At 49.6% G+C, this 12,675-nt stretch carries 14 protein-coding genes; 13 read left to right on the top strand and 1 reads right to left on the bottom strand.

Features of this window, described 5'->3' with window-relative positions:
- The first annotated feature begins 54 nt into the window (after positions 1-54).
- Entirely contained in the window at positions 55-1,200 is a 1,146-nt protein-coding gene (locus ACJJIQ_RS07950) for a hypothetical protein (RefSeq protein ID WP_445364246.1), read from the top strand.
- 32 nt (positions 1,201-1,232) lie between these two features.
- Here ACJJIQ_RS07950 and ACJJIQ_RS07945 read toward each other — a convergent pair whose 3' ends face one another.
- On the bottom strand, positions 1,233-1,664 hold the full coding sequence (locus ACJJIQ_RS07945) for a hypothetical protein (RefSeq protein ID WP_445364245.1): 432 nt from the start codon (positions 1,662-1,664) through the stop codon (positions 1,233-1,235).
- A gap of 422 nt (positions 1,665-2,086) precedes the next feature.
- Here ACJJIQ_RS07945 and ACJJIQ_RS07940 point away from each other — a divergent pair, with 422 nt between their 5' ends.
- From ACJJIQ_RS07940 to hypE, 12 genes are all read left to right on the top strand, one after another.
- Positions 2,087-2,542 carry a hypothetical protein gene (locus ACJJIQ_RS07940; protein WP_445364244.1) on the top strand — a complete coding sequence of 152 codons (456 nt, stop codon included), beginning with the start codon at positions 2,087-2,089 and terminating at the stop codon, positions 2,540-2,542.
- Between the two features lie 160 nt (positions 2,543-2,702).
- Positions 2,703-3,824: a 4Fe-4S dicluster domain-containing protein gene (locus ACJJIQ_RS07935; RefSeq protein ID WP_445364243.1), complete on the top strand. Its 1,122-nt coding sequence runs from the start codon at positions 2,703-2,705 to the stop codon at positions 3,822-3,824.
- Complete coding sequence (locus ACJJIQ_RS07930) at positions 3,821-4,309, top strand: cyclic nucleotide-binding domain-containing protein (protein ID WP_445364242.1); 489 nt, start codon at positions 3,821-3,823, stop codon at positions 4,307-4,309. Before ACJJIQ_RS07935 ends, ACJJIQ_RS07930 begins: the two co-directional genes overlap by 4 nt.
- Entirely contained in the window at positions 4,299-5,108 is an 810-nt protein-coding gene (locus ACJJIQ_RS07925; RefSeq protein ID WP_445364241.1) for an FAD/NAD(P)-binding protein, read from the top strand. Before ACJJIQ_RS07930 ends, ACJJIQ_RS07925 begins: the two co-directional genes overlap by 11 nt.
- Positions 5,084-5,902, top strand: a complete 819-nt coding sequence (locus tag ACJJIQ_RS07920) for an NADH-quinone oxidoreductase subunit B family protein (RefSeq protein ID WP_445364240.1) — start codon at positions 5,084-5,086, stop codon at positions 5,900-5,902. The genes ACJJIQ_RS07925 and ACJJIQ_RS07920 overlap by 25 nt, the downstream gene beginning before the upstream one ends.
- 44 nt (positions 5,903-5,946) lie before the next feature.
- A complete protein-coding gene (locus ACJJIQ_RS07915) occupies positions 5,947-7,311 on the top strand; it encodes a Ni/Fe hydrogenase subunit alpha (protein WP_445364239.1) in 1,365 nt (454 codons plus the stop codon).
- The gene (locus ACJJIQ_RS07910; protein WP_444897321.1) at positions 7,247-7,768 is read left to right on the top strand and encodes a hydrogenase maturation protease; all 522 of its coding nucleotides are present in this window, start codon (positions 7,247-7,249) and stop codon (positions 7,766-7,768) included. Before ACJJIQ_RS07915 ends, ACJJIQ_RS07910 begins: the two co-directional genes overlap by 65 nt.
- Positions 7,731-8,003: a hydrogenase/urease maturation nickel metallochaperone HypA gene (locus ACJJIQ_RS07905; RefSeq protein ID WP_282932830.1), complete on the top strand. Its 273-nt coding sequence runs from the start codon at positions 7,731-7,733 to the stop codon at positions 8,001-8,003. Before ACJJIQ_RS07910 ends, ACJJIQ_RS07905 begins: the two co-directional genes overlap by 38 nt.
- A complete protein-coding gene (gene hypF / locus ACJJIQ_RS07900; protein ID WP_444959567.1) occupies positions 7,993-10,308 on the top strand; it encodes a carbamoyltransferase HypF in 2,316 nt (771 codons plus the stop codon). Before ACJJIQ_RS07905 ends, hypF begins: the two co-directional genes overlap by 11 nt.
- Before the next feature lie 50 nt (positions 10,309-10,358).
- Positions 10,359-10,532: a HypC/HybG/HupF family hydrogenase formation chaperone gene (locus ACJJIQ_RS07895; RefSeq protein ID WP_444957725.1), complete on the top strand. Its 174-nt coding sequence runs from the start codon at positions 10,359-10,361 to the stop codon at positions 10,530-10,532.
- A gap of 11 nt (positions 10,533-10,543) precedes the next feature.
- A complete protein-coding gene (hypD, locus tag ACJJIQ_RS07890; protein WP_445364238.1) occupies positions 10,544-11,671 on the top strand; it encodes a hydrogenase formation protein HypD in 1,128 nt (375 codons plus the stop codon).
- On the top strand, positions 11,637-12,674 hold the full coding sequence (gene hypE, locus ACJJIQ_RS07885) for a hydrogenase expression/formation protein HypE (protein WP_445364237.1): 1,038 nt from the start codon (positions 11,637-11,639) through the stop codon (positions 12,672-12,674). Before hypD ends, hypE begins: the two co-directional genes overlap by 35 nt.
- Position 12,675 lies beyond the last annotated feature (1 nt).

The raw sequence follows: 12,675 nt of genomic DNA, 5'->3' as shown, positions 1-12,675 counted from the left end.
TCGAGGCTTATAAGCGGTCGCCCCATAAGATTTAACCAATAAGGGATTACCTCTATGAAAGTGACAAATTCTGTGACTGCAGCCGCGCTATTTGCCGCCAGCGTATCTGCTCTAGCTGATAATAATGTCACCCTGGTATTCCAGGAAGGTACTGGCAACAGTGCAACTTCTGATCAGTCCGATGGTACTGTGCATAACAACTTGATTGTTCAGACCCAAATCGGCGATTTCAATGACTCGGATGCATCCCAAACTACGGGCGCTTCTGAAAGCACTATTGAACTAGTGCAGACGGGAAATTTGAATCAGGCCTCAGCAGTGCAACAGAATGCAACGCAGCTTACTACGTCTTCCCTGACCCAGAATGGCAGTGATAATACAGCGACCTTGCTGCAAGACGATGCTCAACTCAGCTCCTTCACTGGCTCTCAGTCTGGAGACTTAAACGACATCCAAGTCCTGCAACAGGAAGATGTTACTTCCACCACACTTGTTGCATCTCAACAAGGAATGTCTAACACATTGGTTTTAGATCAGCGTATAAGGGTGGATAGCACTAGTGCCATGTTCACCCAAGTTGGTGACTCCAACTTCGCCAATATAGATCAGGATAGAGATGTAACCTTTACCTTTGCTATGGCCAGCCAGACTGGCTCTTCCAACTTTTTAGATATCGAGCAGGATGAAGTCACGACGACGAGCACTGCAATAATAACGCAGATAGGTGATTCGAATACCGGAAGAATAGAACAGGAAACTGATGTTTCAGCTGCTACTGGGATAGTCACCCAGATTGGTGACAACAACATTGCAAATGTGGATCAGGAGAATATTACCTCAAGCAGCGGTGAGGTAATGCAAACAGGCTCTTCTAATACGGTAAATCTTGATCAAGGGAACGAAAATATTGCCGCTATTGAACTTATTTCCTGTACCACTCTAGTAATCCAAGATGGCTCAACCAATACAGCACAAATAGATCAGGGGCAGGACGGGTCTTTGCTCACTAGTTCATTGATACTAAATCAGTTTGGTGATTCTAATTCATCCCAGATTAATCAACACAGCGGTATTAGTAGCAGCATTCTGGTGACGCAAAATGGCGTTTCCAATATTCAAACAACCTCTCAGGTTGGCAGTGGTGAAATCGCATTAACCACGCAAACTGGCACAGGTAATGTTGGCAATACCTTTCAATAGAAATCATAAAATGAATAGGAATAGCCCAATGATTAATTGAAATATCGTAGCACTTTTTGATATTTGTAAACGATATACCATGTAAAAAATATTATTGAAAGCACAATCATGATGATGATCTGATTTTTTAATACTGACATATTAAAATCCCCTATGGCGGAGAATAATTCATATGCATCTGTGAAAATCAGAATGGGTAAATAGAAACGCCACACGCTTGGAAAAGCAATTCTTTTTGAAAAGGCCAGCCCAAATAAGGCAATAAAGAAAACAAAATATACCAAAAGGCTAAAAATCATCCACCAAATAGGGTGTATCCACTCGTCAATGAAAAATCCACTATATTGGGCGTGAAGTTCTAGTGGCACAAGAATAAAAAAAAGTATCTTCCAGCCAACACTGGGCTTGTAATGTGGAATGGCGTCTGTCTGGAGGCTATCTGGTGCCTGATACATATTCTGCATCTTAAAACTTCCCTATTATTTACCACTAATTCGAACAGGCACTAATTGCCAATCCGAAAGTTACTTCTCGCCATTCCCTGAGCTAATTTGAGGTGGACATTGCTTATTAGTTATACTCTATGACTATCAAAATTTGAAAGGCGAGGATATTGCCTGCGATTTTAAAGTCAACACTTGGTACAACTGTTTGCCGATAATGTGAGGCAGCTCATCGCATAAATGTGACAATTCAACCTGCCACTTTGCAGTGTTATCAACTGGCAAGCTCAATGTCAATTCAATACGTCTAAATAGCAAAAGCTCAATGGCAAACGTTCATTATTTCGCCAATCGATTATTCGGTTCAGGTCCTGCGTAGTTGTAAAGAATTGCTTGGTAGTTGACAAGCTCATAGGATGGAACTGGTCAGTAGCTCATAAATTTTGAAAGCAACAAAAGGGCAGAGTGTGCAAAATCCCTATCAAGCACCTGAGAGTGAACTCGATAATGGTCCTCCTAAATATGCCTCTAGTTTAGGTTGGAAAATTGTATTTTTTATCCTGTGTCCATTGGAGTTATGTTCGCAGTACACAGTTTTTACTGATACTGCCGAAGGTATCCCTTATTGGTGGCTGGTTATCAGTTTAATCGTGTCCTCTCTTTTCTACCTGGTACTTTTTGGTTTAGCTTTTGCTAAAAGAATAGGATTTGAACAACTCTGGATATTCTTTATTCCCGTGCTAGTCCTTATCGATATTTTTGAATTTACTTTAATTGCCATTAATTTAACCAAACTTGGGGCCAGTGTATTGCTTATGATGGCAATCAGTGTGCCGATTATCTTGCTTAGATGGTATGTCGTATATAAGTATCAGAAGGTTATGAAATACTTTGCCTAAAGGATGCACCCCACCTCAATAAAGATTCAGAGCTATAGCTTTTCTCTAAACTTTATTCTTAGCATTTTGGCACTTTTGTCTTAGTGCAATTAGCCAGTACAGACCTAAAAATCAGTAGGTCACCAACTACTGCTCTTTCGGAGCCGGCTCTCGGCTATTCGTGGAAATACTTAAACTGGCAGCGAATGACCTGGATCGTTTGATTCAGGCAATTCGCAGTGAAGGTTACCAGCTCTTTGGCCCGATACTGCATAACGGGGCTATTACCTATGGTGAGATTGAAACTTCCACAGATCTGCCCCAAGGATGGACGGATCAGCAAGAGGCGGGGCAATACCGGGTAGAGCGCCGCAATGACAAGGCTTATTTTGGCTACGCCGTTGGCCCCCACTCCTGGAAGCAGTTTCTTCAGCTGCCCCAGCGCCAGCTCTGGAGCGCTAGCCGCTCTGGAGAAGATGTTCAGATTCTGGAAATTGAAGAGCCTCCGGTCAAGTTAGCGTTTCTCGGTGTTCGCAGTTGCGAGCTACACGCCATTGCTATCCAGGACCGTGTCCTCGCACAGGGAGATTACGCCAACAGCAGCTATAAGGCACGTCGAGCACAGCTGTTCACTATCGCTGTGGAGTGCACAACAGCAGCAAATACCTGTTTCTGTACCTCAATGAACACAGGCCCGCAGGTGCAACTGCCCAGTGATCTGGTAATCACCGAAGTTCTGACCTCCGATGCCCACTTCTTCCTCATACGCAGCGGAAGCCCTCAAGGCGACAGAGTGTTAAAGCAATTACCCACTGTTGACGCATCAGAAGCGGAGAAACAAGAGGGGCAAGCTGCCGTTCAGCAAGCCGAAAATCAAGTGAGTAACGGTCGCCGCAGCTTTGACAGCTCTGACCTGAAGACACTGCTTTATTGCAATTATGACAACCCAAACTGGGATAAAGTCGCGGAGCGCTGCCTCTCTTGCGCCAATTGCACTTTGGCTTGCCCCACGTGCTTCTGCTCAACCGTTGAGGACACAACAGATTTAACCGGAAATGAAGGACAGCGCTGGGAGCGTTGGGATTCCTGCTTTACGGCTGAGTTGAGCTATTTGTCTGGCGGCCCAGTTAGGGCGGATACCCGCAGCCGCTATCGGCAGTGGATGACTCACAAACTGGCCACTTGGTATGACCAATTTGACAGCTCTGGCTGTGTCGGCTGTGGACGTTGTATTACCTGGTGTCCAGTAGGCATCGATATCACGGAAGAGATACAGAATATTCGCGCCCAGGAACAAAAATGAAAGTTGTCACCACCTTACTCAAGGAGCACCCTTTCTTTACCGGGTTGGCAGACAAGGACCTGGCATTCCTCTCCGGATGTACAAGCAATAGTCACTATAAAGAAGGAGAATACCTTGCCAGGGAAAACACTCCAGCTAACCATTTCTTCTTAATTCGATCTGGACGTGTCGCCGTAGAAACCTTTGTCCCCAACTATGGACCCCTTTGCCTTATGACACTGCATGGTGGAGATATATTCGGCTGGTCCTGGCTGTATCCTCCCTACTTGAGTGCTTTCGATGCCCGGGCCCTGACCTCAGTTCGCAGCCTTAAACTTGGCGGGCAGTGCCTCCGAGATAAGTGTGAAAAAGAACCGAGACTCGGTTTCGAGCTGATGAAACGGTTTACCAAAGTTGCTACAGAACGACTGCAGGCAGCACGAATACAGTTGTTGGACCTTTACGGGCCACATCCGTCACAGGGAATCCCTCGCTATGATCCCTGAATTATGGCGTATTACTCATCGGCGCGAAGAATTTCCGGGCACTGTCACTCTATCCCTGACGCAAGTAGCTGGGACACCATCACCCATTCAGCCCGGGCAATTCAATATGCTTTATGCCTTTGGTGCCGGGGAGGCTGCTATCTCCTTGAGCGGCCCCAGTGCGTCATCCGCTGAGCCACTTACCCATACGATTAAAGGCCAGGGACTTGCAACCCAAGCGCTTTGCAAATTGGAAGTTGGTGCGCAACTGGGTATCCGGGGACCATTCGGGCAGGGGTGGCCAACTCACTTGGCGGCAAATCGTCCCTTAGTGATCATCGCCGGCGGACTCGGGCTAGCGCCTTTGCGGCCCCTGATCTACAGCTTTCTTAAGGGGCACTTGCCGGCCAGGAGCCTACAAGTTTTCTATGGGGCTCGTCGGCCCGAACAAATGCTTTACCAGCCAGAGCTTGGTCACTGGCGCAGCTCATTTGAACTGGTGACATCTGTGGACCACGCCAGCACAGACTGGAACGGGCACATTGGTGTGATTACCGACCCTCTGCGTGTCACTCATTTGGAGTGCAATGATGCTTTAGTGTTTGTGTGTGGACCCGAGATCATGATGCGCTTTTGCATACAGGTTCTTCTCCATAAAGGTGTGGATGAATCCAATATCTATCTATCCATGGAGCGCAACATGAAGTGTGCCATTGGAATCTGCGGCCACTGCCAGTGGGGACCTAACTTTGTTTGTAAAGATGGCCCTGTCTTTTGCTACCGGGATATTCGCTCATGGTTTCAAATCAACAGCCTATAGCGAGTAGTGATCCTCCCCCCAAACTTGCAGTCTGGAAGTTCACCTCCTGTGATGGCTGCCAACTGAGCCTGTTGGATTGTGAGGATGAGCTTCTCTCTTTGGCAGCCCAGGTAGATATCGCCTATTTCCTGGAGGCTTCCAGTGAGGTGAAAGAGGGTCCTTTTGATATCTCTATCGTCGAAGGCTCCATTACCACGCCAGCAGATGAAGAGAGAATCCTAGAGGTCAGACGTCAGTCCCGCTTTCTAATCAGTATTGGCGCCTGTGCAACAGCTGGAGGGATTCAGGCACTTCGCAACTTTGCCGATGTGCAGGAGTTCACCGATGTGGTCTATGCCCACCCGGAATATATCGCCACTCTCAAGGAGTCCACACCAATATCAGGAAGGGTAGCAGTGGACTTTGAGTTGCAGGGGTGTCCGATCAACAAGCATCAACTGCTCGAAGTAATCAGTGCATTCCTGCACCGGCGAGCACCCCAGGTTGCCAATCACTCGGTGTGTATTGACTGTAAATTGCGCGGCAATGTTTGCATCTGGGTTGCCCACGGCACCCCCTGTATGGGGCCTGTTACACACGCGGGATGTGGCGCTATTTGCCCCAGTTACAACCGCGGTTGCTACGCTTGCTACGGTCCCAAGGAAAATCCCAACACCGAATCACTTTGCCATTGGTGGGATGAAAAACTAAATGTAGAAAATACTTTAATTGTTGAAAACCTTAGGAATTTCAATCCACTAGCACCTTCTTTTAAAGTGCAAAGTGAGGATAGGCAAGAAGATGGGGAGCGTTAATTCCCCCCAAACATTGGTGATAAATCTGCCCCCAGGTGAGCTTTATGGCGGATCGCAGCAAAACGATTAAGGTAGATTATCTCGCTCGGGTCGAAGGGGAGGGAGCGCTCCATATCGACTACGACGATAGCGGCGTACAAAATGTACAGCTCAAGATTTTTGAGCCCCCAAGGTTCTTCGAAGCCCTTCTCAGAGGGCGCGATTACTTGGAAGCCCCAGATATCACCGCACGCATATGTGGGATCTGCCCGGTGGCCTACCAGATGAGTGCTGTGCATGCCATGGAGAATGCCCTGAATCTAAAGCCCGGCGGCGCTTTGCGTATGCTTCGTCGATTGCTTTACTGCGGTGAATGGATCGAGAGCCATATGCTGCATATCAGCATGCTCCATGCGCCGGATTTCCTCGGCTACCCCAATGCAGTCGCAATGGCTAAGGATCATCCAGAGATTGTTAAGAACGCGCTGGAGATTAAAAAGGCGGGCAATGCCCTGGTTCGCCTTATTGGTGGGAGGGAAGTACACCCGATTAATGTGAGGGTAGGGGGTTTCTACAAGGTTCCGGAAGCCCGAGAACTCACAGCCATGGTAGCGCAGCTGGAAATGGCCCGGGGTCTCACCGAGCAACTGGTGCGCTGGTCCGCAGCTTTGCCTTTCCCCAGCTACGAATGGCGAAGGGATAATCACTACGAATTTGTCGCTCTAACCCACCCGTCAGAATACCCAATGAACGAGGGCAGGATCACCTCCAGTGCGGGACTCAATATTAGCGCCCAAGACTATGAGAACCACTTTGAAGAAGAGCACGTCGCTCATAGCACCGCGCTGCACTGTACTTTACGGGAGCGGGGTGCCTATCTGGTGGGCCCCATCGCACGCTACAACCTTAATCGCGACAAGCTGTCGCCTCGAGCATTGCAATTAGCGGAGGAGATCAACTTTACCGCCCCCTGTTTAAATCCCTTCCAAAGCATCCTCGTTAGGAGCCTGGAGGTACTACATGCCTTTGAAGAAGCCCTGCATATTATTGATAGATACCAACCCCCAGCCGAGCCTCATTTAAAGACCGAGCCGAGAACCGCAAGCGGCTGTGCAGCCACCGAAGCACCCCGTGGGCTTCTATATCATCGCTACGATATTGATGAGAAAGGCAAGATTACGACAGCAAAAATTGTCGCTCCCACCTCCCAAAACCAGAAGACCATCGAAGATGACCTCCGCTTAATGTTGCCGAGCTTTATGCACTTTCCTGAGGATAAATTACAGGGGCTATGTGAACGGGCGATAAGGAATTACGACCCTTGCATTTCCTGCTCCACTCACTTCCTACAGCTACATTTGAATTATGGGCAAGCGCAAAGTAAGCAATCCATGGTTACTGGTAAGCCTGGGCAACCCCCTGCGCGGTGATGATGGAGTAGGGCCACATATCATCGCTCGACTTCGCCAAAAACTTGGAGGGGCGGTGGAATACCTCGAAAGCGGCGGCGATATTTTACATTTGCTCGCGCAATGGAAAGGTCGATGGGTTTGCCTTGTAGATGCCATGGTAAGCGATCAGCACCCTATCGGGGAGGTCGTCGCCATTGATGGGCTTGAAAGTGCTCTTGCTCCTTCGATGTGCAATACATCAAGCCATGGATTTGGGCTGACCGAAGCGCTGACCATGGGAAAGCATATTGATTCTCTGCCGGCACATCTGGATGTTTTTGCGATCAACTCAGAAAGTCTGGCAAAAGGACAGGGGTTATCGCCCAAAGTTGCCAGTGCAGCCCATCGAGCAGAGCAAATGATTATCGCGCACCTAACGCTATACAGCGGAGACCACTATGCACGAACAGAATCTCATCAAAAACCTGATCGATAAAATCCAGGAACTGGCCTCTGATGAACCCGGCAGGCCGATCGGCGTTCGCTTACGCTTGGGTGCCCTGGCGCATATGTCTGCAGCGCATCTGAGGGAGCATTTTGACAGGGAGATACTCGGGACTTCTCTCGAGGGGATTAAGCTGGAAATTGATGAGCTTAAGGATATTAATCACAAGGAAGCCCAGGATGTAATCCTGGAGAGCTTAAAGTTTGAGGAGACTGATGGCCACTGAACGCCGCCGGATTGAAATCGCCGGATTGGTGCAGGGAGTAGGATTCCGGCCCTTTATCTATCGCCTGGCCGATAGCTTTCAATTGAAAGGCTGGGTGGCCAACTATAGCGGCGGCCTGAGAATTGAAGTCCAGGGCAAAAGCCGGGAAATCGAAAAGTTTATCGATAAGTTATCTTCAGAGAAGCCACCCTACAGTCGCATCACTCACATTGAATCCTACCCGGTGGCTCTTCAAGCAGAATACGGTTTTCGAATCTTACCCAGTGTCCGTGATGCCAGTAGTTCAACCATCGTTTTACCAGACCTGGCTCCCTGTGATGATTGCCTCAGGGAATTGTCAGACCCCAACAATCGCCGCTATGACTACCCGTTTATCAGCTGTACTCTTTGCGGCCCCCGCTACAGCATCATTTACAAACTGCCCTACGATCGTGTCAACACCTCCATGCACCACTTCCCTTTGTGCGGAAAATGCTCGGGGGAGTACCGGGACCCCCTCAATCGACGCTTTCACGCGGAACCCAATGCCTGCCCACAGTGCGGTCCTCAATTACTTTTCTGTAATACTGCCGGCGTTACAATTGCGAAGAAGAGTCGGGCACTATCCAAAGCCCTTGATGCCCTTGCCCAGGGGAAAATTATTGCCCTTAAAGGGGTAGGCGGCTTTCAACTGTTAGCCGACGCCTCCAATGGTAAGGCGCTCGCCAACTTGCGCCAGCGCAAACAACGTCCGCATAAGCCATTCGCGCTTCTATATGACGAGCTGAAAAGTGTCTGCCAGGATTGCTGCGTCTCGGAGCAAGAGGCGCAGCTACTATCAACCCGAGAAAGACCGATTGTTCTATTGGAAGCGAAGGATGACAGTCACTCCAGGATACATCCGCTGGTCGCTCCAAATCTTGCCGACTTGGGGGTGATGTTACCTGCATCACCCTTACATCACTTGCTTGCGCGTAAGTATCGAGCCCCCCTTGTCGCTACTAGTGGCAACCTTGCGGAAGAGCCTATCTGTACAGAAAATGATGAGGCGTTTGAGCGCCTGGGTAAAATCGCTGACTACTTTCTGGTTCACAATCGTCGAATTTTGCGCCCGCTGGATGACTCTGTACTCAGGGTGGTCAATAACCGTCCGCTGATGTTGCGTCGAGCCCGGGGCTACGCGCCACTTCCCATTACCTTGCCTAGCCCAGGCCAAAAGGGCGAAAGTGAACGAGAGAGCTTTCTGGCCCTGGGCGCGGACCTGAAAAACACAGTTGCACTGTCTCACGCCGGGTGGGCATATCCCAGCCAACATATTGGCGACTTAGGAAGTGCCAATACCCTGAAGCACTTCAACCAAACTATTGGAGACCTCACCAAACTACAGCAGTGCCGCCCGAAAAAATTAATCCACGACCTCCATCCAGGCTATACCTCTCACCGCTGGGCTATGAAGCAAAGAGCTGTGCGTATTGGCGTTCAGCACCATATTGCCCATCTATTCTCCTGCATGGCAGAACACGCTCACTCAGGGCCTGCACTGGGAATCTGCTGGGATGGAACTGGTTACGACCGCAGTGGCATTGTTCGCGGTGGAGAATTCTTTCACTGGAATGGACAATCTCCTGTCAAACACATCGCAAGTTTTCGCACATTCCCGCTGCCAGGCGGTGAAAAGGCCGTACGGGAGCCCAGGCGCTCTGCGGCTGGACTTCTGTATGAAATCTCCGGGTTTGTCGCCCTGGAAAATCGACAATTAAAGCGCTGCTTCACCCGTGGCGAGCGTCAAAACCTGGTCACCATGCTAAAAGGTGAGATTAACAGTCCACCGTGTAGCTCTGTCGGCCGCCTTTTCGATGCGGCATCCGCACTCCTGGGACTGACTACGCATACCAGCTTTGAAGGGCAGGCAGCCATGGCTCTAGAACAGTGTGCCCGTGGCGTCAGCTCTAAAGACAGCTACCCCTTTAGCCTTGTTCAAAAAGGGGACCTGCTGGAACTGGATTGGACACCCTGTATTAGTGCTTTGATCTACGATGAAAACCGATCACTGCCACAAAGAGCCGCTGCATTTCACAACACACTCGCGCAGATGGCGCTGGCAGTAGCAATGCAACAAGGTGAAAAGAATATCTTTCTGTCCGGCGGTGTATTCCAGAACAAGCGGCTTACCGAAACCGTCACTGCGCTTCTGGAAAGTCAGGGCTTTTCCGTTCACAGCCATAGCGAGGTCCCCCCAAATGATGGCGGAATATCGCTGGGCCAGATCCACTACGCACAATGTATGGATGCTGCTGGGCAATCATTGGGAGAGGAGAGTTCCTAGTGTGCCTGGGAGTTCCCGGAAGAATCGAATTAATAGAGCAAGAATCAGCCATGGAGCGCACTGGAAAAGTTTCCTTCGGCGGTATCAGTAAAGCTGTAAATTTATCACTGGTACCCGAGGCTGAAGTAGGAGACTACGTGATCGTTCATGCTGGAGTCGCGATCAGCAAGTTGAGAGCAAAAGAAGCAAATAAGGTTTTCGAGTACCTCAAAACATTGGGTTGAGTCAGCCTGTAATGAAATACCTCAAGGAATACCGCAACGGCGAGAGCATCAAGCTAATTGCGGCAGAGATTCAGAAAGTCACCACTCGCCCATGGACTCTAATGGAGATCTGTGGAGGGCAAACCCATGCCATCGCAAAATATAACTTGCAGCAATTACTGCCCGAGGAGATTCAATTAGTACACGGACCCGGTTGCCCGGTTTGTGTCACACCTCAGGAAATCATCGATAGAGCTATTGCGATTGCTGCAATGCCCAATGTTATCTTCTGCTCCTTTGGCGACATGTTGCGAGTCCCCGGTTCAGATCGAGATTTACTAGAGGTCAAAGCTGCCGGAGGCGATGTCCGTATTGTTTACTCGCCGCTGCAAGCGCTCAATGTGGCAGAGCAGAACCCCACCAAGCAGGTCGTATTCTTTGCGGTGGGTTTTGAAACGACTGCTACCGCCAATGCCCTGGCGCTGTCCCTCGCCAAGCAAAAGCAAATCGACAACTTTTACGCATTGATATCCCAGTTTTTGGTTACACCGGCGATTCAATCGATATGTGCCCGTGAAGACTGCCGGATTCAAGGTTTCCTAGCTGCAGGTCACGTCTGTGCAATAACCGGATATCGTCAGTACCGCAGCTTGGTGAAAAAGCACCAGATTCCAATAGTGATTACAGGCTTTGAACCCCTGGATATTCTTGAAGGCGTACTCCGGTGTGTCCGTCAATTAGAAAGTGGTCGCAGTGAAGTAGAAAACCAATATCAGCGCGCGGTTACTAAAACAGGTAATACCGTTGCCCAGGACTTGATTAAACAGGTTTTTAAAGTAGCAACACAACAGTGGCGCGGCATAGGTGAAATTCCCGCTAGCGGTCTGGTATTGAGCGATGATTACTCAGGATTTAATGCAGAACAAACATTCAATCTGCCAACATTGAGCATTTCTGAAAACAGGGGCTGTATCAGTGGGGATATTATGCTGGGCCTAAAGAAGCCTGGGGATTGCCCTCACTTCGCTAAGACCTGCCAACCCCAGCAACCGCTGGGGGCGCCAATGGTTTCCACTGAAGGCGCTTGCGCGGCCTACTATCGCTACCAGAATCAGGTGGAATCGAATGAATCTGCAGTGTCCAATTCCACCAACCGCTGACGAGGTCGTACGCCTCGGCCATGGCAGCGGTGGGGAGATGACCCAACGCTTGATCGATCAATATATTCAACCTGTCTTCTCTAACCCCTGGCTATCCCAGGCCCATGACAGTGCAACACTTCCATGGAAACCGGATCAGCTCGTATTTACCACCGACTCCTTTGTAATCTCACCGCTTTTCTTTCCCGGAGGAAACATCGGTGAGCTCGCCGTTTATGGCACCGTCAACGATTTAGCCATGGCCGGCGCGGAACCCAAGTTTTTAAGCTGCGGCTTGATTCTCGAAGAGGGGTTGCCCCTGGATACTCTCCAACGTGTTCTGATCTCGATGGCTGAGGCTGCCCGGAACTCAGGAATTACCTTAGTCACCGGCGATACCAAAGTGGTAGAGAAAGGGAAGGGGGATGGGCTCTATATCAATACCAGTGGCATCGGTACCCTGATAAGAGAACAACCCATTGATCCCAACCGTATTTGCCAAGGTGACTCTATTATCCTGTCCGGCGATCTCGGCCGCCATGGCATAGCGGTGATGGCCATCCGAGAGGGACTCGAGTTTGAAAGTGATCTCCTCAGCGACTGTGCACCACTGAATGGTGTAGTTGCACAAATGATCAATGCCGGAATTGAAGTTCATTGTCTGCGAGATCTCACACGAGGTGGGCTAGCCACCGCATTGGTGGAGCTAGCGGAAAACTGCGGGCTGACCTTTGTCTTGGAGGAGAGCAAGATACCTGTTTGTGATGCCGTGCAGGGCGCTTGTGAGTTACTGGGGCTAGACCCACTCTATGTAGCAAATGAGGGGCGTTTTGTGGCTTTTGTCCCCGAAACAGGTGTTAAGCTGGCACTTTCCATTCTTCGAAAAGCAACCGCAGATAGCAGCTTTGCGGTTATTGGTACTGTTGGGGGAGGAGGTAGCTCCCAGGTTATTTTAAAAAACAATTTGGGGTGTGATCGGTTATTGCAGCGTTTACCTGGGGAGCAGTTGCCAAGGATTTGCTAGC

It is taken from the genome of Microbulbifer maximicatervae (SeqCode) (assembly GCF_052468295.1).
The sequence above is the reverse complement of the archived record's forward strand: the minus strand, read 5'-3'. Positions and strand labels throughout refer to the sequence as shown.

What these genes read in the sequence shown, in the direction of transcription:
- ACJJIQ_RS07895 (WP_444957725.1), top strand. Translation starts at nt 10,359, where the DNA reads ATGGAGCGCACTGGAAAAGTTTCCTTCGGCGGTATCAGTAAAGCTGTA.
- ACJJIQ_RS07905 (WP_282932830.1), top strand. Translation starts at nt 7,731, where the DNA reads ATGCACGAACAGAATCTCATCAAAAACCTGATCGATAAAATCCAGGAA.
- ACJJIQ_RS07915 (WP_445364239.1), top strand. Translation starts at nt 5,947, where the DNA reads ATGGCGGATCGCAGCAAAACGATTAAGGTAGATTATCTCGCTCGGGTC.
- hypE (WP_445364237.1), top strand. Translation starts at nt 11,637, where the DNA reads ATGAATCTGCAGTGTCCAATTCCACCAACCGCTGACGAGGTCGTACGC.
- ACJJIQ_RS07945 (WP_445364245.1), bottom strand. Translation starts at nt 1,664, where the DNA reads ATGCAGAATATGTATCAGGCACCAGATAGCCTCCAGACAGACGCCATT.
- ACJJIQ_RS07950 (WP_445364246.1), top strand. Translation starts at nt 55, where the DNA reads ATGAAAGTGACAAATTCTGTGACTGCAGCCGCGCTATTTGCCGCCAGC.
- hypF (WP_444959567.1), top strand. Translation starts at nt 7,993, where the DNA reads ATGGCCACTGAACGCCGCCGGATTGAAATCGCCGGATTGGTGCAGGGA.
- ACJJIQ_RS07920 (WP_445364240.1), top strand. Translation starts at nt 5,084, where the DNA reads ATGGTTTCAAATCAACAGCCTATAGCGAGTAGTGATCCTCCCCCCAAA.
- ACJJIQ_RS07910 (WP_444897321.1), top strand. Translation starts at nt 7,247, where the DNA reads ATGGGCAAGCGCAAAGTAAGCAATCCATGGTTACTGGTAAGCCTGGGC.
- ACJJIQ_RS07930 (WP_445364242.1), top strand. Translation starts at nt 3,821, where the DNA reads ATGAAAGTTGTCACCACCTTACTCAAGGAGCACCCTTTCTTTACCGGG.
- ACJJIQ_RS07925 (WP_445364241.1), top strand. Translation starts at nt 4,299, where the DNA reads ATGATCCCTGAATTATGGCGTATTACTCATCGGCGCGAAGAATTTCCG.
- hypD (WP_445364238.1), top strand. Translation starts at nt 10,544, where the DNA reads ATGAAATACCTCAAGGAATACCGCAACGGCGAGAGCATCAAGCTAATT.